A 24,811-nucleotide genomic window follows, 5' to 3' on the forward strand; every position below is an offset into this window, starting at 1 on the left:
GCCTCATCGGCAGCCGGAGCCCGTGGGCCGCACCGCGCCCGTGCCGCGGAAGGACGTCCCGTCCCGGGTGCTGCCCGTGAGCACGGCCGAGGTGCTGTCGCACGTGAGGCCCGTCTGCCGGACCTTGAAGCACAGGACCTTGTCCAGCCGCCCATCCCCGTTCACGTCCTTGCGGGAGTAGCTCACCGGCCCGGCCTCGGTACCGGTGGCCCCGAAGCGCACCGTCGACGGTGACACCCGGGTGGCATCGAGCTCCGCCGTGCTCAGGATGGCCACCTTGACCCGGGCGTTGTGCTCCAGGCCGACCTCGTTCGTGTCGTCCCCCGGCTCGATGTCGATGACGACCGGGCCCGCCATGTCACCCACCCTCCGGTACTCGTAGACCTTCTTGCAGTCGCCGTTGTCGACGACGAAGAGGTTGCCGTGCCGGTCGAAGGCGGCGCCCATCGGGTTGCCGAAGGCTGGCTTGTCCGGTGGCCCCGGCAGCATCCCGACCACCGCGCCGCTCGCGTCATACTTCACGAAGCCCTCCGCCCGGCTCCAGTAGACGTTGCCGGCGCGGTCCACCGCGATGGCCCTGTTGACCTGACCGACCGTCCCCGTGGCGAAGAGGCTCGGAGTTCCATCGGGGGCGATGCGGATGAGCTCGGGCGGCGTGGCTCCCAGGTTCACCACGTACAGGGTGCCGTCCGGGGCGCTGGCGATCGACTCCGGGTTCGTGAATGGCCCTGAGCTGAAGACGCTCAGCCCCAGCGGAGAGAGCGTCACGCGGCTGACCCGGTTCACGGTGGGCTCGGTCACGAAGAGGCTTCCAGCGAGGGGGCCCTGCCCCAGGGTGATGGCCTCGGCCAGCTCGAATCCCGAGAGGAGCGGGGAGAAGGTGCTGCCCTCCCTGAAAGGGGCGGAGAGGAGCTCCGAACCCCCCGCGTTGTAGAAGACCCCTCCCTTCTCATCGAGTGAGAACCAGAAGCCGAGGCCACCCGTCGCGAAGTAGTTCGTGTCATTGGCCCCGTTGACGAGCGTTCCATCGGGGCGGATGCGGGAGACGTTGCCGAAGAACGGGTACACATTGTTCCGGCTGTCCACGGCCAGGCCCATCCAGCACAGGCCGCTGGAGGACTGTCCGCGCACCGGGTAGAAGACGCGGATGGACCCGGGTGGGCCCTCGTGCCCGTCGTCACCGGAGTCCCGCGTGGCGCGCGGGTCCACCGCGGTGGAGGCCTCCGGCCGATAGACGAGCACACGGGGGCTCGAGGGTTGGACCTGCTCGTACCTGTCTCCGGTGTCCGCCCATCCCACCTGGGCACAGACCAGCATCGCGAGAGCGGTCAGCACACCTCCGCCCCCCTTCATCCCGGGCTTTCGCATCATGACGTCTCCCCTCCCTGGCCACGGCGTCCTCGCCGTGGGTGCCAGAGAAGGTGAAGGCTTGGTGGGAGGCCGCCTACCGGGCTCGGGGTGGGGCGGAGTTGAGCGAACTCCACACTCCCATCACCTCCGCGTCAGGGACGTACAGGCGAGGCCACGGCGCCGAAGGGAGCCGGCACCCCTCCCACCCGGGCCCTCGCTCCTCCGCCCGGTCCGGGTTCCTCCGGGCTTCCCTCCCTCGCGTTCTTCTTTCCGTCTCCTGACGCGGCGCAATACACTCCCGGCGTTGAACGGATTTCTACCCGCCGCGAGGGAGCACTGATGCCGCAAGGCCCGGGACGCTATGGGCTGTATGAGCCGGACACCGAGCACGATGCCTGTGGAGTGGGCTTCGTGGCTCACATCCGGGGCGAGAAGTCGCGTGCCATCGTCGACGACGCCCTGGAGCTGCTCAACCGGTTGAGCCACCGGGCCGCGGCGGGGAGGGATCCGGAGACGGGAGACGGGGCCGGCATCCTCGTCCAGATGCCCCACCGCTTCTTCGAGCGCGAGAGGCTGGGCTTCCCCCTGCCCCCGCGCCGCCAGTACGGCGTGGGCATGGTGTTCCTCCCCTCGGACGCGGAGGCGCGCATCGCCTGCGAGGCGGCGCTGGAGCAGGTGGCCGCCGACGAGGGCCAGCGCGTGCTGGGCTGGAGGGACGTGCCGGTGGAGCCCTCGTACCTGGGCCGGCTGGCCCGCGAGGGAGCGCCCGTCATCCGGCAGTTCTTCGTCGCCCGGCGCCGCGTGGTGCCCAGCGCCTTCGAGCGCAAGCTGTACCGCATCCGCAAGCTGGCCGAGCGGCGCATCCGCGAGCGCGCGTTGGATCCGGAGGGCCAGTTCCACGTGGCCAGCTTCTCCGCGGAGACGCTCATCTACAAGGGCCTGCTCCTGCCCCGGCAGCTCCCGCGCTTCTACGTGGACCTGCAGCACCCCGAGTTCGTGAGCGCGCTGGGTCTGGTGCACTCGCGCTTCTCCACCAACACCTTCCCCACCTGGGAGCTGGCGCAGCCGTTCCGCTACATCGCGCACAACGGCGAAATCAACACCCTGCACGGCAACCGCAACTGGATGAACGCGCGGCGCGGGCTGCTGCAGTCGGCCCGTTTCGGCGGCAGCCTGGAGCCGCTCTTCCCCCTCATCGTCCCGGGCAAGAGCGACTCGGCGCAGTTCGACAACATGGTGGAGCTGCTGTACCTGGGCGGGCGTCAGCTCCCCCACGCCATGATGATGATGATTCCGGAGGCGTGGGAGGGCCACACGCTGATGAGCGACGAGCGTCGCGCCTTCTACGAGTACTCCAGCTCGCTCATGGAGCCGTGGGACGGGCCGGCCGCCATCGCCTTCACGGACGGGCAGCTCATCGGCGCCACGCTGGACCGCAACGGCCTGCGCCCCGCGCGCTACCTCGTCACCGAGGACGAGCGCATCATCCTCGCCTCGGAGACGGGCGTCATCGACGTGCCCGCCGCGCAGATCCGCCGCAAGGGCCGCCTCACCCCGGGCCGCATGCTGATGGTGGACCTCACCGAGGGCCGCATCCTCGAGGACGAGGAGGTCAAGCGCGACATCTCCACGCGCTGGCCCTACCGGAGGTGGCTCCAGCGCAACGTCTTCCACTTCGACGACCTGCCCACCGTGCCCGCGCCCCCTCGCCTGGGTGGCGAGGAGCTGTGGCGGCTCCAGCGCGCCTTCGGCTACTCGGACGAGGACGTGCGGCTGCTCTTGCGGCCCATGGCCGAGACGGGCAAGGAGCCGGTGGGCTCCATGGGCACGGACACGCCGCTGGCGGTGCTCAGCGACCAGGCGCCCACGCTCTACAACTACTTCCACCAGCTCTTCGCGCAGGTCACCAACCCGCCCATCGACCCCATCCGCGAGTCGCTGGTGATGACGCTGGCCACCGGACTGGGTCCGGAGGGCAACACCTTCGAGGAGACGCCGGAGCAGTGCCACCGGCTGGCGCTGCCGGGCCCCATCCTCACCAACGGTGAGCTGGCGAAGCTGGCCGCCATCAGCAACGAGGGCGTCTTCGAGACGCACCGGCTGAGCCTGCTGTACCCGGTGGGCGCGGGCGAGAGCGCGCTGGAGGAGGCCCTGGAGCGGCTGTGCACCGAGGCCGTGGAGGCGGTGGACGCGGGCGCCAGCATCCTCGTGATGAGCGACCGGGACGTGGACGCGGCCCATGCCGCCATCCCCGCGCTGCTGGCCGTGTCCGCGGTGCACCAGCGGCTCGTGCGCGACGGTACCCGTATGTACACGGGCCTCGTGCTGGAGACGGCCGAGGCGCGCGAGGTGCACCACTTCGCCTGCCTCTTCGGCTACGGCGTCTCGGCGGTGAATCCGTACCTCGCGCTGGACACGCTGCGCGCCCTGGCGGACGCGGGCGAGCTGCCGGTGGACCACGAGAAGGCGCAGAAGAACTTCATCCACGCCATCGAGGAGGGCCTGCTCAAGGTGATGTCCAAGATGGGCATCTCCACGCTGCAGTCCTACCGCGGCTCGCAGCTCTTCGAGGCGGTGGGCCTGAAGCGCAAGCTGGTGGAGCGGCACTTCACCGGGACGCCCTCGCGGGTGGAGGGCGTGGGCCTGCCGGAGCTGGGGCGCGAGGTGCGGGAGCGGCACGCGCGCGGCTTCGACGAGGCCTCGGCCTTCGAGGCGGAGCAGCTCCCCGTGGGCGGCCAGTACCAGTGGCGCCGCCGGGGCGAGACGCACAAGTGGAACCCGGCCACCATCGCGAAGCTCCAGCAGGCGGCGCGCGCGAACGACGCCGCGCTGTTCGCCGAGTTCTCGCGGCTGGCGGATGACGAGACGCGCGCGCACTGCAACCTGCGCGGGCTGTTGGAGGTGGTGACGGAGGGCCGGACCCCCGTGCCGTTGGAGGAGGTGGAGCCGGCGAGCGAGATCGTGAAGCGCTTCGTCACCGGCGCCATGTCCTTCGGCTCCATCAGCGCCGAGGCCCACGAGACGCTGGCCATCGCGATGAACCGTCTGGGCGGGCGCTCCAACAGCGGCGAGGGTGGCGAGGAGTCTCGCCGCTACTCGCCGGACGAGAATGGGGATCTGCGCCGCAGCGCCATCAAGCAGGTGGCCAGCGCGCGCTTCGGCGTCACCACCGAGTACCTGGTCAACGCGGTCGAGCTGCAGATCAAGATGGCCCAGGGCGCCAAGCCGGGTGAGGGCGGGCAGCTGCCGGGCCACAAGGTGGACGAGCGCATCGCGCGGGTGCGCTGGTCCACTCCGGGCGTGACGCTCATCTCCCCGCCGCCTCACCACGACATCTACTCCATCGAGGATCTGGCGCAGCTCATCTACGACCTGCAGGCGGTGAACCCGTCGGCGCGGGTGAGCGTGAAGCTGGTGAGCGAGGTGGGCGTGGGCACCATCGCCGCGGGCGTGGCCAAGGCCGGCGCGGGCGGCGTGGTCATCTCCGGCTACGAGGGTGGCACGGGTGCCTCGCCCCTCTCGAGCATCAAGCACGCGGGCCTGCCGTGGGAGCTGGGACTGGCCGAGGCGCAGCAGGTGCTGGTGCACAACGGCCTGCGCGGGCGCATCCGGGTGCAGGTGGACGGCGGTCTGCGCACCGCCCGGGACGTGCTCATCGCCACGCTGCTGGGCGCCGAGGAGTACGGCATGGCCACCGCGAGCCTCATCGCGCTCGGGTGCATCATGCTGCGCAAGTGCCACCTCAATACGTGCTCGGTGGGCATCGCCACCCAGGACGCGGGCCTGCGCGAGCGCTTCCACGGCAAGCCCGAGCACGTGGTGAACTTCTTCTTCATGGTGGCCGAGGACCTGCGGCGCCAGATGGCCGCCCTGGGCGTGCGCAAGCTGGACGAGCTGGTGGGCCGGGTGGACCTGCTGCGGCAGCGCCCGCACGCGGACCACTGGAAGGCGGCACGGGTGGACCTCTCCGGCCTGTTGACGCCGCCCAGTGCCCCGGAGATCGAGGCCCGTTACTGCACCACGCCACAGACCAAGGACGTGTCGGAGCACCTGGACCACGACCTCCTCCAGCACGCCAAGGCCACGCTGGAGGGCGGGGCGCCCACGCTGCTGGTTCGCCCGGTGAGCAACACGCACCGCGCCGTGGGAGCCATGTTGTCGGGTGAGATCGCCCGGCGGTACGGAGCGCGAGGGCTGCCGGACGGGCAGCTCCGCATCCGGCTTCAGGGCTCGGCGGGACAGAGCTTCGGCGCGTTCCTCACCAGCGGCGTGACGCTGGAGCTGGAGGGCGATGCCAACGACTACCTCGGCAAGGGCCTGTCCGGCGGGCGCGTCATCGTCTACCCGCCCGAGGGCAGCCGCTTCCTCCCCGAGGAGAACGTGCTGGTGGGCAACACCGTCCTCTATGGCGCCACGGCCGGTGAGGTGTACCTGCGCGGGCTCGCGGGCGAGCGCTTCGCGGTGCGCAACAGCGGCGCCCAGGCCGTCGTCGAGGGCGTGGGTGACCACGGCTGCGAGTACATGACGGGCGGCGTGGTGGTGGTGCTCGGGCCCACCGGGCGCAACTTCGCCGCGGGCATGAGCGGCGGTATCGCCTTCGTGCTCGACCGCGAGCGCTCCTTCCGCGAGCGCTGCAACCTGGAGATGGTGGAGCTGGAGTCGCTGGTGGACGAGTCCGAAATCTGGCTCGTGCACGGGATGATCGAACGCCACCTGCACCACACGCGCAGCACGCTGGCGCAACGGGTGCTCGACAACTGGGAGCTGATGGTGCCGCAGTTCGTGAAGGTGATGCCCACCGATTACAAGCGCGTGCTTCAGGCGCGCCGGGCGGCCCGCAAGCCGCCTCCGGCTGCCATGCCGCGTCTCCAGGTCGTGGGCGGGGAGCGCTGAGCCATGGGAAAGACGACCGGCTTCATGGAGTGGCAGCGCGTGCCCGCCCCCAAGCGGGAGAAGTCCGAGCGCGTGGGGGATTCCCGTGAGTTCGTGCTCCCGCTGTCCGCCGACGAGGCGAAGCGGCAGGCGGGGCGGTGCATGGACTGTGGCGTGCCCTTCTGTCACCAGGGCTGTCCGCTGGGCAATCCCATCCCCGAGTTCAATGACGCGGTGTACCGGGGCAAGTGGAAGGAAGCCTTCCTCGCGCTGAGCGGCACCAACAACTTCCCCGAGTTCACCGGCCGGCTGTGCCCGGCGCCGTGCGAGGCCGCCTGCGTCCTCAACATCGACCAGGACCCGGTGACCATCGAGCAGATGGAGAAGGAGATCATCGAGCGGGCCTTCACCGAGGGGTGGGTGCGAGCCCGGCCTCCGATGAGCCGCACGGGCAAGCGCGTGGCGGTGGTGGGCTCGGGACCCGCGGGCCTGGCGGCGGCGGCGCAGCTCAACCAGGCGGGACACCTCGTCACCGTGTACGAGCGGGACGACCGGCCCGGTGGGTTGCTGCGCTACGGCATTCCGGACTTCAAGCTGGAGAAGGCGGTGCTGGACCGGCGGCTGAAGCTGATGGAGGCCGAGGGCGTGACGTTCCGCTGCGGGGTGGACGTGGGCCGCGAGCCGGGCTTCCGCGCACTGCGCGAGCAGTACGACGCGGTGGTGCTGGCCATGGGCGCCAGGCGCGCGAGGGAGCTCGAGGTTCCCGGGCGCGAGCTGTCCGGCGTGGTGCAGGCCATGGACTACCTGGAGCACCAGAACCGGGTGGTGGCGGGCCTGGCCACGCGCGAGCCCCGGCTGAACGCGGCGGGGCGCAAGGTGCTCATCCTCGGTGGCGGTGACACGGGTTCGGACTGCCTGGGCACGGCGCTGCGCCAGGGCGCCGCGAGCGTGACGCAGGTGGAGCTGATGCCCATGCCGCCCAAGGGGCGCTCCGAGAACAACCCGTGGCCACGCTGGCCCATCATCTTCCGCACCTCGTCGAGCCAGGAGGAGGGTGGGGCGCGCGAGTTCGGGCTGATGACGAAGCGGCTGGAGGGGCAGGACGGCAAGCTGCGGGCGCTGCACGCGGTGCGGGTGGAGGTGCATCGCGAGGCGGGCGGACCCCCCCGGTTGGTGGAGGTGCCCGGCTCCGAGGTCACCTATGAGGTGGACCTGCTGGTGCTGGCCATGGGCTTCACGGGGCCGGACACGGGAAAGCTGGCGGAGGAGCTGGGCGTGAAGCTCAGCCCCCGTGGCACCGTGCAGGTGGACGCGCACTTCGCCACGTCGGCTCAGGGTGTGTTCTGCGCGGGCGACGCGAGCCGTGGGGCGAGCCTCATCGTCTGGGCGTTCTCGGACGGACGCGAGGCGGCGAAGGCCGTCGACACGTACCTGTCCCAGGAGGTCTCCTGCCTGCCGACGCGCGGGAAGGACTGCTCCTTCGGCTGACCCCTTCGGGTCGAACCCATGTCCAAGCCCCACTCTCCCGCCGTCAGCTCCTCACCAGACCCCGCATCCGGGGCGGCCCTGTCCGCCCAGGACGAGGCCTGGATGCGACTCGCCATCGAGCTCGGCGAACAGGCCAGGGGACATACGGGTGACAATCCCTATGTGGGGTGCGTCATCGTCGTGGACGGGCGCGTCGTGGGTTCCGGGTACACGCAGCCTCCCTATCAGCCGCATGCCGAGGCCTCCGCTTTCCTGGACGCGGAGCGCCGCGGTCATGAGGTGCGGGGAGGAACCCTGTATACGACCGTCGAGCCCTGCTGCTTCTTCGGACGCACGCCTCCCTGCGCACAGGCCATCATCGACCGGGGACTGGCCCGTGTCGTCGTCGGCATCCGGGACCCCCACCCGCGCGTCAACGGCCAGGGCATCGCCCAGCTGCGCGCCGCGGGCATCGAGGTCACCGAGCACGTCTGCCGCGAGGAGGTGCGCGCCTATCTCGCGGGGTGGCTCGCCGCGTTCGGACCGGACGCGGGGTAGGACGGGACGAGTCCCGCCCCGGTCCCGACTGTGCGCTTCCGATCCATGGCGTGGAAGGCTGGCGCAACCCCGGGGCCGCTCTTATACCCTCGCGCCGCTCCAAACCCCCACTGGGAGGAATCGCGCATGAAGGTCTACGGTCACCCGATGAGCACCTGTACCCGGAAGGTCCTCACCACCCTCGCCGAGAAGGGTCACGAGGCCCAGTTCGAGCTGGTGGACCTCATGAAGGGTCAGCAGAAGTCGCCCGCGTACATGGCGAAGCACCCCTTTGGTGTCATCCCCCTGCTCGAGGATGACGGCTTCACCATGTACGAGTCCCGCGCCATCATCCGCTACCTCGACGCGAAGCTGCCGGGTCCCAAGCTCACCCCGGGCGATACCGCCTCGCTCGGCCGCATGGAGCAGTGGATCAGCGTCGAGCAGTCCTATTTCACCCCGCACTGCATGGCCATCGTCGCGGAGCTGGTCTTCAAGGCCATGCGCGGCGGCGGCAAGCCGGACATGGACAAGGTGAGCAAGGCCCGGGATGAGAGCGCCAAGGCACTCGATACCGTCGACCGCGCCCTCATGGCGCAGGCCTACCTCGCGGGCGACACGTTCTCGCTCGCGGACATCTCCTGGCTGCCGTACCTGCAGTACCTCTCGGCCACGCCCCACGGCACCCTCATCACCGAGCGTCCGCACGTGAAGTCGTGGTGGCAGCGCATCAGCACCCGGCCTTCGTGGAAGAAGGTGGCCGGCTAGCCGTTGCCGTCTCCAGCGCGCGGGTCCGGTCGAGCGCCTGTCGTCTCCCGGACCCGCCGCGTCCTTCCCCGTCCACCAGACGGGACTCCCTCCCAGGTTTTCCCTCCCCAGTCCGGGAGGACACCCGCTCGACCGGAAGCCTGCTCCGTGCGAGAGCCGCGCGGAGATGCGGACAAGTGCGTGCCTGGGGGTTATCTTCCAGGTCATGTCGAAGGAACGACCGCAGAAGTCATCTCCACATGCCAGTCAGTGGTTGGCGAAGTGGCTCACCCGCCCCGAGCTCCTCGAGATGGCGGGCGCGCATGTGCATGCCAAGGGGGAGGCCCTGGTGAGGAAGGGCCGCGTGCTGACCTGGGGCGTGGAGGCCAACACCCTCAGTGGTCTGGTGCGAGGGCGGACCGGTGTTCGCCATGAGGTGCGGCTCGTGGCGGAGGAAGACAGCCTGGAGGCCGAGTGCCAGTGTTCCCGCTACCACCAGGAGGGCGTCTGCGAGCACGTGGTGGCGCTCGGGTTGGTCTGGCTCGCGGCCGTGGAATCCCAGGAGGACGTATCCCGGCCACCGTCCACGGATGTGGACAGGCCGCGGACCCCGGAGGGGGTGGCGCAGTGGCTGGAGGCGCACCAGGTCACCCATCTGCGGCGCGTTCCCCTCCTGGCGCTGGAGTCCCTCCTTCCCAAGGGATTTGGTGCCACCCACGGGCTGTATTGGATCGCCGAGGAGCCCCTCACCTCGCTGCTGGATGGGTCGCTGGAGTTGCCCCCCAACTTTTCGGCCAAGGCCCAGGCCCTGCTCGTGCAGGCCGCCTGGACCCGGGCCGAGAGCGAGGCCCACATCGTACGCCAGGGCATCGAATACGAGCGCCAGCACCCCGAGCCTCCACCTCCGACGGACAAGCGGCTGGTGCCTCTGGGTCAGGCGCTCCAGCAGGTTCGCGCGAAGGTGCGAGCGCACGCCGTCCCGCGCTTGTTGAGCTCGGTCCGCTGTGAGCTCAGCTTCTCGGACAAGCCCCTGGTCGCCCACGTCCACGAGCCCGTGTACCTGTTCGGGTCGCGCGCCCTGCTCGATGCGTCCATGCACCGGCGATGCGTTCAGGTGGATCTGCTCCCGCTGCTCGAGGGCGAGGACGCCGTCACCTGTTCGGTCTGCGCTCCGGTCCCCCCCGCGCTCTGTCTCCATGCCCTGACCGCGTTGGACCTGCTGCTCGTGTCACTGGGCGACTCGCGGAGGGTGAAGGAGAACGCGTTGCTGGCCGAGCGGCTCTTCGAGGCTCCGGGCCGGCAACTGCTCTCGGCGCTGGACAAGGCCAGCCTCCTGGCGCGGACCCGCCAGGAGACCCGGTCGCCCCTCCAGGTCAGCTTCCGGCTGGAGGGCCTGGCGCAGGGGGCGCTCCATCTGCGGGCGTATCTCCACAGGCCGCTGAAACGGGGAGGGCTGTCCAAGGGGACGCCGGTGGCGCCGCGTGACGAAGCCGAGGCGCTCGCCACCCTCGTGTCTCCCGAGGAGGTGGAGGCCCTCGAGCTGTGCCGGCTCATCACCCAGCAGCACGACGCGGGCTCGCGCCACCGGATGTTGGTGCATGCGTTGAAGCTGCTCGCGCACAGCTCCCGGCTCGTCCTCGAGTCCAGGCTCGACGTTCCGCTGCGGGTGCGCTCCGCGACGCTCGGCTTCACCTTCGAGGAGATGGAGGAGGGGGAGGCCGGGCTGCGGGTGCGGCCCTCCGTGGCGGGCACTCCGGTGCCGCCCTGGGTCTGGCGGGGGCAGCTGCACCGCAATGCCCCTCGGCCCTGGTTGTACGTGGAGCGCGAGGTGCCGCGGGTGTCCCTGGTGTCCGTCCCGCCCGAGGCGCTGGCCGTGTTGGACTCGGTGGTGGAGTACGGAGGGCGGCTGCCCGCTCCGGCGCGCGCGGAGGTGTTGCGGAGGCTCGGAGGGGTGGAGTCGGCCTTCCCGGTGTCCCTGCCGCCGTCGCTGGAGGCGCGCGAGGTGCCCGCCGAGCCCGGACTGCTGTTGCGGTTGCGGCCCACGGGAGCGGAGTCCCTGGAGGGCTCACTGCTCGTGCGGCCGCTCCCCGAGGCCCCGCCGCTGGTGCCCGGGGAGGGCGCGGAGATCGTCCGCGGCGTGCGGGGGGGCGAGCGGGTGCGGGTGCGGAGGGCGTTGGAGGCCGAGCGCGCCGAGGCGGCCTCGCTGCTGGAGCGGCTGGGGCTGCCGCTGGAGGAGCACGGGCACTTCACCCTGGAGGGGCCGGAGGCGGCGCTCGGCTTCCTCGAGAGGTTGGAGCCCCTGACGGGCCCTGGTCTGCGCGTGGAGTGGGAGGAGCGGCCCTGGCGCGTGGTGCACTCGCCGGATGCGAAGGGCCTCCAGGTGGCGGTGCGCCACGAGCGGGACTGGTTTGGCGTGGAGGGGGGCGTCCAGGTGGAGGGGGAGCGGGTGGAGCTGGCCGTGCTGCTGGACGCGCTGCGGCGCGGGCACCGCTACGTGCCTCTGGCGCCGGGCCGGTGGATGAGGCTCACCGAGCAGCTGCGCGAGCAGCTCGCTCCGCTGGCGGATCTGGCTCACGCCTCCCACGGCAAATGGGAGGTGAGCGCGGCGGCGGCGCCCGTGCTGGACGGGTTGTCCGAGGCGGGTGCGGAGGTGGCGGCTCCACCGGACTGGCTCCGGCTGGCCGGGCGCATCCGCGAGGCGCAGCGGATGAAGGTGCCGGTGCCCGCGGGGCTGAAGGCCGAGCTGCGCGACTACCAGCGCGAGGGCTATCAGTGGATGGCCCGGCTGGCGGAATGGGGCGGGGGCGGGTGCCTGGCGGACGACATGGGGTTGGGCAAGACGCTGCAGGCGCTCGCGCTGCTGCTGCACCGCGCGAAGGCGGGCCCGGCGCTGGTGGTGGCACCCACCTCGGTGTGCTTCAACTGGGTGCGCGAGGCGGCGCGTTTCGCCCCCTCGCTGAAGGTGCACGCCTACCGGGAGGCGGAGCGGGAGTCGCTGCTCTCCGGCCTGGGCGCCAGGGACGTGGTGGTGGTGAGCTACACGCTGCTCACGCGCGACGTCGCGCGCTTCTCCGAGGTGTCCTTCGCCACGCTGGTGCTGGACGAGGCCCAGGCGGTGAAGAACCCGGACACCGCGCGGGCGAAGGCGGTGCGGGCCCTGAAGGCCGAGGCGCGCATGGCCCTCTCGGGCACGCCGGTGGAGAACCGGCTGTCGGAATTGTGGAGCCTCTTCCGGCTCGTCTTCCCGGGGCTGCTGGGCAGCCGCGAGTCCTTCCGTGAGCGCTTCGCCGCGCCCATCGAGCGCATGAAGGACCCGGCGGCCCGCGCGGCGCTGGCGCGGGTGGTGCGGCCCTTCATGTTGCGGCGCACCAAGAGGGAGGTGGCGCGTGAGTTGCCGCCGCGTCTGGAGACGGTGGTGCCCATCACCCTCTCCGAGAGCGAGCGCCGGCTGTACGAGGACACGCGGCTGGCGGCGCTGGCACGGCTGCAGGACGCGGAGGGCCCGCGCAAGCGCTTCGAGGTGCTGGCGGCGCTGACGCGGCTGCGGCTGGCGGCCTGTCACCCGAGGCTGGTGGACTCGGACTCGCCCTTGTCGTCCTCGAAGCTGGAGCGCCTGCTGGAGGTGGTGGACACCCTGCGGGCCGAGGGGAGCCGGGCGCTCGTCTTCAGCCAGTTCGTCAAGCACCTGGCGCTGGTGCGCGAGGCCCTGGAGGCGCGGGGCGTGTCGATGCAGTACCTGGACGGGCAGACGCCCGCGGCCGAGCGCGAGACGCGGGTGGCGGCCTTCCAGCGGGGCGAGGGGGACGTCTTCCTCATCTCGTTGAAGGCGGGAGGCACGGGCCTCAACCTCACCGCGGCGGACCACGTCCTGCACCTGGATCCGTGGTGGAATCCAGCGGCGGAGGACCAGGCCACGGACCGGGCGCACCGCATCGGACAGACGAAGCCCGTCACGGTGACACGCCTCATCTCCGAGGGGACCATCGAGGAGGCCATCCTCGCGCTGCACGAGGAGAAGCGGGACCTGGCCAGCAGCCTGCTGTCCGAGGCGGACGGGGCGGCGGCGCTCTCCACCGAGCAGCTCCTCGCGCTCCTGCGCTACGGGCCCGAGGCGGAGTCCGCCACCACCACTGGAGGCAGGCTCCCCGCGCGCCATTCCGGTGTGGGCCTGGAGTCCGGAAGCCCGTCACCAGCCTGAGGCGGGGAGCGCGCCGTGGCGGCTACTTGGGGTTGGAGGCGCCGCCGCAGCCCGCGGCACCGCAGCCGGCCGCGCCGCAGCCCGCGTTGCCACCCTTCTCCGGGGTGCTGGTGGCCTTGGTGTCACCGGAGGGCTGGGCCTCCTGGGACTTCGAGGCGCCACAGGAGCCCTGCGCGCCCTTCTCGGCGGTAGGGGCGGCGGAGGAAGTGGTGGCGCAGCCGGTGACGAGCGAGCCGAGGGACAGGGTGCCAACGAGAGCGGCCAGGGTCTTGACGTTCATGGAGGTTCCTCCGGGTGAAGTGTGGGTGTTGGAGTGTGGAACGGGTTTTAATACGCCGTGCGGCGAGAAGGGTTACACGCCGGCGTTTTTTCCCGTGAGGACGCGGAAGCCGGTGGGCTTCAACCTCAGGTGCGCGAGGGCCATGTGTGCCCGCGGGTGGAGGAAGGTGGCCAGCTCCACCTCGCGCTGTTGCGAGTAGCCGCTCTTCACCGCCTCGGGGGTGTAGCCCGGGTGGCACATGAGCTCGATGACGCCCTGCTCGGGCAGGGTGGCGAGGTGCTGCTCCAGGCGCTCCAGCGTCCAGTACGCCTCTGTACCCGTGGCTCCGAGGAAGTGGTCGTTGGTGGCCACGCCGTGGGCCCGCAGCGCACGGCGCATGTTCGCGTGGATGGAACGCACTGGCAGGCGGGCCACATGGGCGGCGCGCACCAGGCCCTCGAAGACGCCGGGGTGCTGGTGCAGGTGCTTGTGCACGTCCACGTGCGTGGCGGGCTCGCCGAGCAACAGGTCCAACCGCTCCAGCTGGGCGAGTGTCTCCGCCTCCACCACATCCGGTGACAGGTGCTGGACGCGCGCCTCCGAGAAGGCGCCGAGCTGGAGGTATTCACTGGGGAATGCGGCCCACACGGGCAGGCCCCGGGCGAGGTTGAGGTGCAGGCCGATGGACAGGCCCCGGGCCTCGTCGGCGGCCGTCTCCGCGTAGGGCGTGTTCACCATGAAGGTGGCCGAGGAGACGATGCCCTCGTGCATGGAGCGGAGGATGCCGCGGGTGATGGCCGGGTCGTATCCCAGGTCATCGGCGTTGATGATGAGGGCGCGCTCGGGCACGGCGAGGCTCCTGGGCTCGGGAATGCGACGTCATGCGTACTCCATTCCACCCGCCGGAAGTAGCCTCGGGGCCGAGGAGGATCAGCGGGCCGGTTCGCACCCGGTCACGAGCGTCTTCGCCTGCTCCGGGAAGCGGGCCTCCAGTGAACGCTTGACCTCCTCCACATCGTTCACCCGGCCCGTATGGGCGAGCACCTGACAGAGGGCGACGAGGGCGCGCGGGTCCTTGGGCGCGAGCCGGTCCGCCTCGCGGTAGGAGCGCTCGGCGCCGGAGATGTTGGCCTGACGGAAGAGGACGGCCCCCAGGTAGGAGTGGGCGAGCGCCAGCTCCGGCTCCATGCGCAGCGCGCGCCGCAGCAGGGTGGCGGCCTCGTCCAGCTTGTCCTGGCGGTAGCGAACGAAGCCCAGCTCCGCGAGCGCCCGAGCGTCCTCGGTGCGGCGCGTCCAGGCCACCAGTACCTCCGCCGCCTGGTCGAGCTGCCCGCTGTGCGACAGCAGCAGGCCGTAGCGGGGTGCCACCCGGGCGTCCCGCGGGTGCTTCTCGTACGCCTCGGCGAGGGCCGTGATGGCTCCGGACACGTCTCCCTGGCGCTCACGCAGCTCGGCGAGGGCCAGGAGCGGGCGGACGTCCTTGGGGGCGAGCGCGGTGGCCTGTTCGACGGCCCGCTCGGCGCGGCGGCCCATGCGCAGCTCGGTGCTGGCACGCGCGGCGAGCAGGTGGGCCTCCACGTCCTGGGGGAAGCGCGCCACGAAGGACTCGGCGACGTCGAGCGCCTCGGAGGGCGCGCCCGCGGCGAGCAGCAGTGCGCCGGCCCGGGCGAGCTGGGCCGGGGTGGCGCGCTCGTCCCCACCGAATCCCTTGAGGGTGGAGACGCGGGCCTCGGGAGCCGGGGTGGCCTCGGCCTTGGCGAGCCTCTCCGCGGGGGCCGGGCCCTGACGCAGGACCAGGGTGGCCCCGAGCCCGAGGACGAGCAACCCTCCGAGCAACGACACCACGGGGACGAGCCTCCGCTTGCGCGCGGGAGGCGGTGTGGGGGCCGCCTGCACGGAGGTCGCCTCTTGAGGCGCGGGCTCGCTCACCGGGAGGCTCACGGGGGCTACGGCCTTGAGGCGGGTGGATGAGGGCTGGGACGGATCGGCGAGCCGGGCGCGGCGGAGGGCCTGCCGCTTCGGGTCACTGTCGAGCGGGAAGAGCGACTCCAGATAGCTGGCGACCTGCTCGGGGGGGGCCAGCTCGGCGGAGCCGCCCACGCGCTCGATGGCCTCGATGAAGAGCTGGAGGCTCTCGAAGCGCTCATCGGGTTCGCGCGCGAGCGCCTTGAGGCAGATGTGCTCCAGGGCGGGAGGAACGGACGGGTCGAGCTCGGTGGGGGGACGGGGGTGCTCCGTGGCGATGCGGTGGAGGACGACCTCGGTGCTGGGGCCGGAGAAGGGCCGGCGGCCACAGAGCTGCTCGTAGAGCATCACCCCGGCGGCGAAGATGTCGGCGCGGTGGTCCACGGCCTGGCCGATGATCATCTCCGGGGACATGTAGAAGAACTTGCCCTTGAGGGTGCCGGGCTCGGTGCCGGAGCCGATGGACTCGGCGCGGGCGATGCCGAAGTCGATGACCTTCACCGTGCCGCTGACGCCCACATGGATGTTGTCGGGGGTGAAGTCGCGGTGGACGATGCGCAGCGGGCGGCCCTCCTCGTCCATGGCGCGATGGGCGGCGTCGAGCCCGCGGCACGCGTCCACGAGGATGCGCAGGGTGATGCCCAGGGGGACGTGCTGGCCGCGGTCGGCGGCCCCCTGACGCACCTCGGCGAAGGAGCGGCCCTCGAGCAGCTCCATGGCGATGAAGGGCTCGGGGCCCTCGACTCCGAGCTCCAGGATGGAGATGACGTTGGGGTGTTGGATCTGGGCGGTGATGCGCGCCTCGTTGAGGAACATCTGCACCACGCGCCGGTCGGTGAGCATGTGGGGCAGCAGCCGCTTCACGGCCACCGCGGGACCACGCGAACCGTCTTCTTCGATGCGACGTCCGAGATACACCTCGGCCATGCCGCCCGTCGCGATGCGCGAGCTCAGGCGGTAGCGGCCGAACCAGGAGGGATTGCTGTCGGGAACCACGATGTCCGCAGTGTACGAGGAGCTAGGCGTCGTGCAAACCGGCAAGGAAATCGCTGAAGTTGTCAGCGACGGGGTAGATGTCCATCTCCACCGTTACCAGGACGATCCTGGGTTCGCCCGGTGACGCCCTGTAATCGAAGCACAGGTGCTCGCTGCCGGGTGTCATCGCGAATGGGTAGATACGGGAAGGGATGTGTGGTTGCAAAATGCCGTACGAGTCCCGGACTGCGTATGCTCTCTTGTCTGGGTCCGTGATGATGGTCAGGAGAACGCTCATCACGTCCTTGATCTTGCCAGAGGCGAAGATGCACGGGGTGGGAGTCATCCCTTGATGCGTCGAAACGAGCTTCTTGTACTCCGTGGGAAGCTCCACGCCCCATTCCTGCTCCAGGAGGGCGATCTCCCGCGGAGTCGTTGGGCGAGGTGCATCCCAGACATAGGGCTTCCATCGGAGCTCTTGTTTCATTGGCCTCCTCCCCAGATGGCCATTCCTCCTGTGTGCGGGGCCGCGAGCTTATGCTCTCCAAGGATGATGAGCTGCATTCGACCCACATCCTGGTGATGATGCCAGGAGTACCCTCTTGGTGGAATCATGGACGACGGTAATTCCTCAACCAGTTCGCGATTGAGCCCGAGTTCCCTGGCCAGTCCGGGCGCTTGCTTGATTGCCTGGAAGAGCTTCTGGTTTGCAGCCTTGTAGTGCGCGAATCGGTTCCCACTCCCGATATGGCTGTCATCTAGAGTCGTCTCGAACTTTGCTTCGAACCTGGGGAATCCATCTTTGTCGAAGTGGATGGTGTTCTCGCCATTCGTGACGGTCTGTCCGGCCCGGTTACGGCCCAGGTTCGAGATGGGGATGGGTGGGTTTCTCGTTCCCTTATAGGGAAGGATCTTCCCGTCCGCTGTGAGCGTGGGCTTCCGCCAAGATTCGATGAACTTCAGTCGGTACTTGCCTGGAGTGCTGTCCTGGGCCGATTCGCCAGGGGTGGAGCTGTTTTCGCCTCCGTTCGTCCCCTGGGATGCCATGGCCAGGGCACCCGGGGCCAGCGACAGGGTGAGGCTGGCCTGTCCCACCGCCACCTGCCGCACCTGGCCGATCGCCGCCAGCCGCACGCCCAGCTGCAACTCGGCCGTGACGCCCGCCTGTGCGGCGCCCGGCAGTCCTGGTGGCCCCATCATCTGGTTCGCCGTCGAGCCCAGGGCCAGCGTCGCCAGCATCACCAGCAGGCGGCCCGTCTGTGCTCCCATCACCCGGCCGAAGCGCTCTCCGGCCTCACGTACCTCGGCGAAGGTACGCGCCTGTTCCGTCTCCCGCTCCAGCCGTGCCCAGCCCTCCAGCAGGCTCCACACCGTGTCCAGTCCCAGGTAGGCCACCATGAGGCAGGAGAAGGAGATGGCCGCGGCCTGGGTGATGGGATTGGGAAACACCAACATCGCCAGGTAGCCGGCCATCGCGGACATCACCATCGACTGCAGGGCGACCGGGTCCACCATACCCATCCACACCCCGACCGCGCCCTCCCATACCGAGCCCAGGGAGAGGGTCAGCGCCAGGGTGCGCCGCGCCTCGAGCCCCAGGTAGAGGTCCTTGTCCAGCAGCGACAGGCAGTCGCCTGGAGTGCTTCGGCGCTCGCACCAGCGGTAATAACCGTGCGTCATCGCCGCACGCTCGTCCTCCTGCCCAGGCTGTCCCCAGGAGAGGATTGCCAGCCGTTGCCGGGGAGAGGTGGGCAGGTCCAGCCGGACCACCAGCCGGGCCATGGCGGCGTCGAACTGCGCCTGGGTGAGCTCCACCGGGGCCCTGCGCGCGGGGATGAAGGTGCGCGAGCGGCCTTCTTCCGTTTCCAGGTGTAACTGGATGTGGCTGAGAGGGTCTCGTGCGGGGATGGAGCGCGTAGCGACCCGCCCTCCGTCCGTCGCGCACGCGGCCAGCAGCAGGCCCGCCGTCACCAGGAGCAGGCGCATCAAGGAGTGGGCCTCGGAGGTGAGGCGCTGTCGCGAATCACGATGGGGCGAGTCTACGGGGCGCGCCGCCCGGCACCACCTCCACCCACCCGGGGTGAATCCCGTGGTTCTCCGGGTGGGACCGGCGCGTCACACGCCCGTGTCGCGCCGCGTCGTGGATCGGACTCGGTGGAAGGATTTCTCATCCGCTGAGATGCTGTGGCGCGCCATGAGGCGAGGGGAGTGCTAACGTGCCCCCGGTCGGCGCCCGGGGGCGGGGCGCGCTGACGTCGATTGGTGACGCGAACTCGGACAACCGGAGGGACGGTGGGCACGCTCCTGAAAGGTGGAATCGTCGTCGAGCTCGAACCCGCATGTGTCGAGCGGGTCGACCTGCGTATCGAGGGCGAGCGCATCGTGGCCCGGGGCCCCGATCTGCCGGCGGCGCCGGACGACGAGGTCATCGCGCTTTCGGGCAAGCTGGTCTTCCCAGGCCTGGTGAGCGCGCACCAGCGGCTCCACGCGAGCCTGGGGCGCGGCATGCCCCGGCCGAAGCTGGACGGCTACCAGGACCTGCTGGAGCAGGTGCGCTGGCGCTACGAGGATGCGCTCGATCTGGACGCGGTGCAGGTGGCCGCGACCGCGGGCGGCCTCGAGGCGCTCCAGTGCGGCACCACCACGCTCTTCGACCTGCACTCCTCACCCCAGGCGATCCAAGGCTCGCTGCTGCGGCTGGGGCGGGGGCTGCACGAGGTGGGTGTGCGCGGGGTGCTCGCCTACGCGGTGACGGACCGCAAGGGCGCGGTGGGGCGCGAGGAGGGACTGGAGGAGACGGTGTCCTTCACGCGCAAGGCGCGCGGGCGGCTGCGGGGGCAGGTGGGCGCGGCACCGCTCTTCACCGTCAGCAATGAGGCCATGGAGGGGCTGGGCGAGGCGGTGCGGAGCACCAACACCGGACTGCACGTGCCACTGGCGGAGGACCCACTGGACGAGAAGCTGTCGGTGGAGCGCTATGGCTCCTCGCCAGTGACGCGGCTGGTGGAGGGCGGGATGCTCTCTCCGCAAGCGCTGCTGGCGTACGTGGGGCACCTGTCCTGGCCGGAGCTTGCACAACTGCTGCCCTCGGGCGCGTGGCTGGCGCACACGCCGCGCTCCAACATGGAGAGCGAGGTGGGGTACGCACCGGCGCTCAAGTTCGGCCACCGGGCCACGCTGGGCGCGGACGGGGTGAGCGCGGACATGTTCGCCGAGGCCCAGGCGGCCTGGCTGCGCTCGCGCGACGCGGGGCAGCCCATCGACGTGCTGCGCTACCTGGCCAACGGGCAGCGCCTGGCCTCGCAGGTGTTCGGCTCGCAGATGGGACTGATGCGCGAGGGCTCGGTGGCGGACCTGCTCCTCATGGACTACCAGCCCGCCACGCCGCTGACGGCGGAGAACCTGGCCTGGCACGTGGTGTTCGGCCTGGGCTCGCGCCATGTGGAGTCGGTGATGGTGGACGGCGTGTGGCGCGTCTGGGCGCGCCGGCCCCTGTCGGTGAACCCCTCGGTGGTGGCGGAGCAGGCGCGCGAGGCCGCCGCGGCCGTCTGGGCGCGCATGGGCCAGAAGTGATAAGCCGCGTGCATGCTCATCCCCATGCTCGTGGCGGGCCTCCTCGCGGGAGCCACGCCCCAGGTCGGAGAAGTCGCTCCTGAGTTCACGGTGGAGGACACCACCGGCAAGACGTACACGCTGTCCCAGATGGTGAAGAACGGGCCGGTCATCCTGGCCTTCTTCCCCAAGGCCTTCACCAGCGGGTGCACGCGGGAACTCACGGCGTACCGCGAGCGGTACGCGGAGATCGAGAAGCTCAGCGGGCAGGTGCTCGCCGTCAGCATGGACGACAAGGAGACGCTGACGAAGTTCAAGGAGTCGCTGAAGGCGCCGTTCGCGTTCATCCCGGATCCGGAAGGAAAGCTGGCGAGCCTCTACGACGTGAAGACGTCCGACGAGGCGCGGGCGCCGGGGATGAAGTTCGCCAACCGCTTCACGTTCGTGATTGGCGAGGACGGCAAGGTCCTGAAGGTGGAGTCCGGCAAGGACGCCATCGACCCGGCCGGGGCGATTGCCTCCTGCCCGATGCGCAAGCAGAAGGCCGACACGGCCAGGGACGCGGGCGCGAAACAGGCCCAGCCCCAGAAGAAGTAGCCTCTACCCGGTCGTCCGCAAGCCGCCAGCGATGGCGTTGACCGTGAGCAGCAGCTGCGGGAGCAGGTGCTCGGCTTCGGCCTGCTTCTCTCCTTTCCGCAGCTCCCGCCACGTGCGCAACAGCTCCCGCTGCTGCTGGTGCAGCACACCCAGCCACGGCTGGCGCATGCGTAAGGTCTGGTAGATGTGGGGCCGGCACTCCTCCAGGGGGCCGCCCCAGATGGCCTCCAGCATGCGCCGCGTCCGCGCGTACTCGTCCTGGATCATCCCCATCACCCGCTCGCGGACGGCCCCATCCTCGACCAGGGCCGCGTACTCCCGCATCACCTCCACGTCCGCCGAGAGGATCGTCGTACTGACGTTGGTGAACACATACTTGCTCGGGTACCAGTCCAGGGCCTGCTCCTTCAGCAGGGCGAAGGCCTCGGGCTGAGCGCTCCGCAGGGCCTCCAGGGCACTGCCCACGCCATACCAGCCGGAGAGGAAGAAGCGGGCCTGGCTCCAGCTGAAGACCCAGGGGATGGCCCGCAGGTCCGCCAGGGTGCGCTTGCCGGTGCGCCGCGCCGGGCGTGAGCCGATCTTGCTGGATTCGATGACATCGATGGGGGTCGCCTGGGCGAAGAAGCCAATGAAACCCTCGCCCTGCACCAGCGCCTCGTAGGCGTGGCGGCTCGTCTCCGCCAACCCATCCATGAGGGGCTCGAGCGGGTGGGCCTTCCGCGCGCCATGCCGGGCCAGGAGCGTGGCCTCGGTCGTGCCCGCCAGGAGCAGCTCCAGGTTGTACACGGCGCTGATGAGGTTGGCGTACTTCTGGGAGATCGTCTCTCCCTGCTCGGTCATGCGCAGGTCGCCCTGGAACGAGGAGGGCGGCAGCGCGCTGAGGAAGCGGTGGGTGGGGCCAGCGCCACGGCTGATGGTGCCGCCTCGGCCATGGAAGAAGCGGAGGCGGACCCCATTGCGCTGGCCCTCCGCGGCCAATGCTTCCTGCGCGCGGTAGAGGCCCCACTGGCTGGCCAGGATGCCGCCGTCCTTGTTGCTGTCGCTGTAGCCGATCATCACCTGCTGCACCGGCTGCCCCTCGCCCGCAGCCTTCTTCTGCCAGGCCAGGCTGCGCTTCGTCAGCGGGTGCTCCAGGAAGGAGGAGAGGATCTCCGGGCTGCGCTTCAGGTCGTCAATGGTCTCGAAGAGGGGCACCACCTGCAGGTGGCACACCAGTCCCTTGGGCGTGTGGACGACGAGCCCGGCCTCGCGCGCCAGCAGGTAGACGACGAGCAGGTCCGACAGGCTGCGCGTCATGCTGACGATCAACGAGCCCAGTCCGGCGGGGCCATAGGCCTTCAGGTGTCCGGCCAGGACGCGGTAGCACTCCAGCACCGCGTCCGCATGGGGGCCGATGGACGCTCCCGTGAGCGCGAACGGGCGGGGCGAGGCCAGCTCCCGCTCGAGGAAGGCCAGACGCCGTGCCTCGTCCCAATCGACGAAGTCCGCCCCCTCCAGGCCGGCCGCGGCGAGCAGCTCCCCCACGGCCAGGTCGTGGAAGTGGCTGTTCTGCCGGATGTCCAGGGCCGCCAGATGGAAACCAAAGGTCCGCACCGTGCGCAGGAGGGGCTGCACCTCGCTCCCGGCCAGCCGGCCCGCGCCAATGGCTATCAGTGACTCGCGCAGCAGGTCCAGGTCCGCGGCCAGCTCGGAGGCCTCCCGGTAGCGGCCGGGCTCGTCCTCGAGCCGCGCGGCCTCGGTGCGGCTCATGTCCAGCGGCAGCCGCGCCACCATCAGGTTGAGGAACTGCCGCCAGGGCTCGTCCGGGTTGCGCTGGACGGCCCGCCGGCCACGTTCACCCAGCGGCTCCGCCATCTCGGTGATACGGGCCGTGAGCGCGGGGGGCACGGGCTGCAGCCGGTTGGAGAGGCTCAGCCGGGCGCTCAAGCCGATCAGCCGTTGATGGAGCACCGCGAGCGCGTTGAGCCGCAGCTCGCCGAGCGTGTGGTGGGTCACCTGCGCGGTGACGAACGGGTGTCCGTCCCGATCTCCACCCACCCAATCACCAAAGGACAGGCGTGGCAGGTTGCGTGGGTTCCTCAGCGGCTCGGGGTCGAAGCCCACCGCCTCCCAGGCCTGCTGCAGCCGCCGGTCCAGCATGGGCAGTGCCTCGGGGAAGACGTTGCGCAGGTAGTGGATGACATTGCGCAGCTCGGAGGCCACGTCTGGCTTCTCGAGGAAGATCTCCCCGGTACGCCACAGCAGCTCCAACACCCGCTTGCAGTCCTGGCGGATGGCCTGCTGCTCCAGCGGCGTCCACATCTGGTTCTCGCGCTTGACGAGCAGCAAGTAGAGGGCGCGTTGGTGCTCCAGCACGCTGGCACGCCTCGCCTCGGTGGGGTGGGCGGTGAGCACCGGTTCGACACGCACCTGGGGAAGCACCTCGGACAGCTGCCGCGCCTCCAGGCCCAGCTCCTTCACATGGCGCAGCACGTGGCCCCAAAGTCCTGGCTCGGCCGTCACTCCCTCGGTGGACTCGCGCACCCTGCGCTGCTGGGCAGCCGTGTTCTCCTCGGCCATGTTGAGCAGATGGAAGGCCATGGAGTACGCCTGAACCATGCGCGCGGGGAGGTGCGCCGGCGCGGCCCGCGCCCCGCCGCGACTGGGGAGGCTCCGGGCAACCTCCTGCTCGCCCAGCTCCTCGAGCACCTCCCGGAAGCAGTCGAGGAGGAAGTCCAGGTCGCGCTCCACTTTCCGCAGGTGGGCTGTCGAGGGGTCAGGGGTCTTCATGGATTCGAGTCCTCCGGGTGCGACTCGAACATAGACACGGCCCCTGGACGGAGGAGGAAGATTCAGCGGGATGTGCGTACCCCGTGACGGGCCATGAGCCTCCTCTCGGATGCCGCCCCTGCCTCCCTGGAGGACGACCGGGCTCAGATGCTCAGATGCAGGGGGCGGGCAAGGCCCTCCCCACGACGGAGGAGCTCGATCACATCCGCTACATCGGCCCCCTCCGAGACGCGCAGGAACCGCGGGCCCGCCTCGTCGAGACGATGGGCGTCGTGCCGCAGATCCAGGCTCTCCACAGCCCCCGAGGGGAAGCGTGTGAGTGTGACCCGGTGGGAGGGTCCGATGTCCGCGGTCCACCAGGCATCCAGGGCCTCGGCGCATGAAGAAGAATCGCTGGAATCCAGCAACAGGCTCACCGTTGGAGGAGGCGTCGATGCCACGCCTTCCAGCAAGGGATGGATGGAGCTCAATGCCTCGCGTGTCGGCTCGGACAGTGGGTACGTCGGCTTGCCGACGAGCACCAACTTCCGCAGGCGCGAATGCGCCGCCACCTCGAAAAGACGCCGCAAGTGCACCGTCTCGAGCCTGGCGTGCATCGCCACGGTGACCGTATCGGGTTTGACCTCGTAGGGGGCTGGGCGTACAGCCCGTTTGGCCTCTTCGAGGAGCACGAGGGCCATGTGTGCATTTCCCATCTCCCAGGGAAGCAGGCCACCGGGGTGGCGCAGCCCTTCTGGAGTCGCGAGCAGCACTGGCTCGTCATGAGAACCGTTGGCGGAACCCTCGATGGGCATCCAGTCCGCCATGTGTGAGTTGTCCAGAGCCGCCTGGGCAGGCTGGGGGATGTTCCGGAACGTATGCTCGAGGAGCCGTGCGTCGAGCAGCAACGTGGCGGCCGCGCAGACCGCCAGGACGGTTGGCCAGAGCACCACGGGACGCTGGGCTCGCGCGTCCATGAAAGCACGAGCCCCCAGCATGAGAGCGCCCAGCGCGGCTACGCCTGTGCCCACCACGTAGAGCCTGTGCGCCAGGAGCCACCCGGGCACCTGCTGTTCGATCAGCAGGAAATCCGGACTGGACGTACGATTCGCGAGCATCGCGAAAGGATCGAGGGTCCACCACGCGTCGAGCATTGCCAGGAGGCAGGCACAGAGGGCAGAGGCGGCAATCACGGCGGCTGTCTTCGGGTGCCAGCGACCGGGCCTCACCGGTTCGGGGCTCGACCTCCAGCGCTCGATGAACGTCTCCACCAGCAGCACCAGCACCGTGGCCGACATCAGACTGGCCGTATAGAGCACCGCGGTCAGTCGGGCACTTTGGAGCTCCGCGGAAAGAACCAGGAAGGGGTCCAATTTCGTACCAGACCCCAGGTTGTATGTATTCAAGATGCGCGTCCAGAGCCCGAGCCCGGTGCCGATCACCGCGAACCAGGGCGCACACCCCGCGAGAAGGATGGGAACGATGGGGATTGCTCTCCCGGTTCCGAGCCGCGCCAGACATACGGCGAGGACGATGGCCCCCAG

15 protein-coding genes are annotated in these 24,811 nt (G+C 70.1%); 7 read left to right on the forward strand and 8 right to left on the reverse strand.

Annotated features, from left to right (window positions below; translation table 11 throughout):
* Positions 1 to 3: 3 nt before the first annotated feature.
* Positions 4 to 1,371 (reverse strand): NHL repeat-containing protein, encoded by a 1,368-nt coding sequence (locus NR810_RS04370; protein WP_257448190.1) that lies wholly within the window; start codon positions 1,369 to 1,371, stop codon positions 4 to 6.
* A 318-nt stretch (positions 1,372 to 1,689) separates the two neighbouring features.
* Between NR810_RS04370 and gltB the strand changes: the two genes are divergently transcribed.
* The 5 genes from gltB to NR810_RS52015 all read left to right on the forward strand — a co-directional run bounded on the left by gltB (position 1,690) and on the right by NR810_RS52015 (position 13,171).
* Positions 1,690 to 6,243, forward strand: coding sequence for a glutamate synthase large subunit (gltB, locus tag NR810_RS04375; RefSeq protein ID WP_257448208.1), 4,554 nt, complete (start codon positions 1,690 to 1,692; stop codon positions 6,241 to 6,243).
* 3 nt (positions 6,244 to 6,246) lie between these two features.
* Entirely contained in the window at positions 6,247 to 7,710 is a 1,464-nt protein-coding gene (locus NR810_RS04380; protein WP_257448210.1) for a glutamate synthase subunit beta, read from the forward strand.
* 18 nt (positions 7,711 to 7,728) lie between these two features.
* Positions 7,729 to 8,247: a bifunctional diaminohydroxyphosphoribosylaminopyrimidine deaminase/5-amino-6-(5-phosphoribosylamino)uracil reductase RibD gene (locus NR810_RS04385; RefSeq protein ID WP_257448213.1), complete on the forward strand. Its 519-nt coding sequence runs from the start codon at positions 7,729 to 7,731 to the stop codon at positions 8,245 to 8,247.
* Between the two features lie 126 nt (positions 8,248 to 8,373).
* Entirely contained in the window at positions 8,374 to 8,994 is a 621-nt protein-coding gene (locus NR810_RS04390; RefSeq protein ID WP_257448215.1) for a glutathione S-transferase family protein, read from the forward strand.
* 205 nt (positions 8,995 to 9,199) lie between these two features.
* Positions 9,200 to 13,171 carry a DEAD/DEAH box helicase gene (locus NR810_RS52015; protein ID WP_306817880.1) on the forward strand — a complete coding sequence of 1,324 codons (3,972 nt, stop codon included), beginning with the start codon at positions 9,200 to 9,202 and terminating at the stop codon, positions 13,169 to 13,171.
* 22 nt (positions 13,172 to 13,193) lie between these two features.
* Here the strand turns inward: NR810_RS52015 and NR810_RS04400 are convergent, their stop codons facing one another.
* From NR810_RS04400 to NR810_RS04420, 5 genes are all read right to left on the reverse strand, one after another.
* A complete protein-coding gene (locus NR810_RS04400; protein ID WP_257448218.1) occupies positions 13,194 to 13,451 on the reverse strand; it encodes a hypothetical protein in 258 nt (85 codons plus the stop codon).
* 72 nt (positions 13,452 to 13,523) lie between these two features.
* Entirely contained in the window at positions 13,524 to 14,279 is a 756-nt protein-coding gene (locus NR810_RS04405) for a carbohydrate deacetylase (RefSeq protein WP_257448221.1), read from the reverse strand.
* Between the two features lie 81 nt (positions 14,280 to 14,360).
* A complete protein-coding gene (locus NR810_RS04410) occupies positions 14,361 to 16,391 on the reverse strand; it encodes a serine/threonine-protein kinase (RefSeq protein ID WP_257448224.1) in 2,031 nt (676 codons plus the stop codon).
* Between the two features lie 22 nt (positions 16,392 to 16,413).
* Positions 16,414 to 16,857 carry an SMI1/KNR4 family protein gene (locus NR810_RS04415; RefSeq protein WP_257448228.1) on the reverse strand — a complete coding sequence of 148 codons (444 nt, stop codon included), beginning with the start codon at positions 16,855 to 16,857 and terminating at the stop codon, positions 16,414 to 16,416.
* On the reverse strand, positions 16,854 to 18,356 hold the full coding sequence (locus NR810_RS04420; protein WP_257449293.1) for an HNH endonuclease: 1,503 nt from the start codon (positions 18,354 to 18,356) through the stop codon (positions 16,854 to 16,856). Before NR810_RS04420 ends, NR810_RS04415 begins: the two co-directional genes overlap by 4 nt.
* A gap of 306 nt (positions 18,357 to 18,662) precedes the next feature.
* Here NR810_RS04420 and NR810_RS04425 point away from each other — a divergent pair, with 306 nt between their 5' ends.
* Both NR810_RS04425 and NR810_RS04430 read left to right on the forward strand, forming a co-directional pair.
* The gene (locus tag NR810_RS04425; RefSeq protein ID WP_257448232.1) at positions 18,663 to 19,943 is read left to right on the forward strand and encodes an amidohydrolase family protein; all 1,281 of its coding nucleotides are present in this window, start codon (positions 18,663 to 18,665) and stop codon (positions 19,941 to 19,943) included.
* A 12-nt stretch (positions 19,944 to 19,955) separates the two neighbouring features.
* Positions 19,956 to 20,519, forward strand: a complete 564-nt coding sequence (locus tag NR810_RS04430; RefSeq protein WP_257448236.1) for a peroxiredoxin — start codon at positions 19,956 to 19,958, stop codon at positions 20,517 to 20,519.
* A 3-nt stretch (positions 20,520 to 20,522) separates the two neighbouring features.
* On the opposite strand, the gene NR810_RS04435 is transcribed toward NR810_RS04430, so the two are convergent.
* Positions 20,523 to 23,288, reverse strand: coding sequence for a phosphoenolpyruvate carboxylase (locus NR810_RS04435; protein ID WP_257448239.1), 2,766 nt, complete (start codon positions 23,286 to 23,288; stop codon positions 20,523 to 20,525).
* A gap of 143 nt (positions 23,289 to 23,431) precedes the next feature.
* Complete coding sequence (locus NR810_RS04440) at positions 23,432 to 24,709, reverse strand: hypothetical protein (protein WP_257448242.1); 1,278 nt, start codon at positions 24,707 to 24,709, stop codon at positions 23,432 to 23,434.
* Positions 24,710 to 24,811: the final 102 nt, after the last annotated feature.

The sequence above is a fragment of the Archangium lipolyticum genome (genome assembly GCF_024623785.1).
GTDB classification, from domain to species: Bacteria; Myxococcota; Myxococcia; order Myxococcales; family Myxococcaceae; genus Archangium; species Archangium lipolyticum.

Excerpts from the sequence above, each read along its gene's own strand:
- NR810_RS04370 (WP_257448190.1), bottom strand. The coding sequence starts at position 1,371 with ATGATGCGAAAGCCCGGGATGAAGGGGGGCGGAGGTGTGCTGACCGCT.
- gltB (WP_257448208.1), top strand. The coding sequence starts at position 1,690 with ATGCCGCAAGGCCCGGGACGCTATGGGCTGTATGAGCCGGACACCGAG.
- NR810_RS04380 (WP_257448210.1), top strand. The coding sequence starts at position 6,247 with ATGGGAAAGACGACCGGCTTCATGGAGTGGCAGCGCGTGCCCGCCCCC.
- NR810_RS04385 (WP_257448213.1), top strand. The coding sequence starts at position 7,729 with ATGTCCAAGCCCCACTCTCCCGCCGTCAGCTCCTCACCAGACCCCGCA.
- NR810_RS04390 (WP_257448215.1), top strand. The coding sequence starts at position 8,374 with ATGAAGGTCTACGGTCACCCGATGAGCACCTGTACCCGGAAGGTCCTC.
- NR810_RS52015 (WP_306817880.1), top strand. The coding sequence starts at position 9,200 with ATGTCGAAGGAACGACCGCAGAAGTCATCTCCACATGCCAGTCAGTGG.
- NR810_RS04400 (WP_257448218.1), bottom strand. The coding sequence starts at position 13,451 with ATGAACGTCAAGACCCTGGCCGCTCTCGTTGGCACCCTGTCCCTCGGC.
- NR810_RS04415 (WP_257448228.1), bottom strand. The coding sequence starts at position 16,857 with ATGAAACAAGAGCTCCGATGGAAGCCCTATGTCTGGGATGCACCTCGC.
- NR810_RS04420 (WP_257449293.1), bottom strand. The coding sequence starts at position 18,356 with ATGCGCCTGCTCCTGGTGACGGCGGGCCTGCTGCTGGCCGCGTGCGCG.
- NR810_RS04430 (WP_257448236.1), top strand. The coding sequence starts at position 19,956 with ATGCTCATCCCCATGCTCGTGGCGGGCCTCCTCGCGGGAGCCACGCCC.
- NR810_RS04435 (WP_257448239.1), bottom strand. The coding sequence starts at position 23,288 with ATGAAGACCCCTGACCCCTCGACAGCCCACCTGCGGAAAGTGGAGCGC.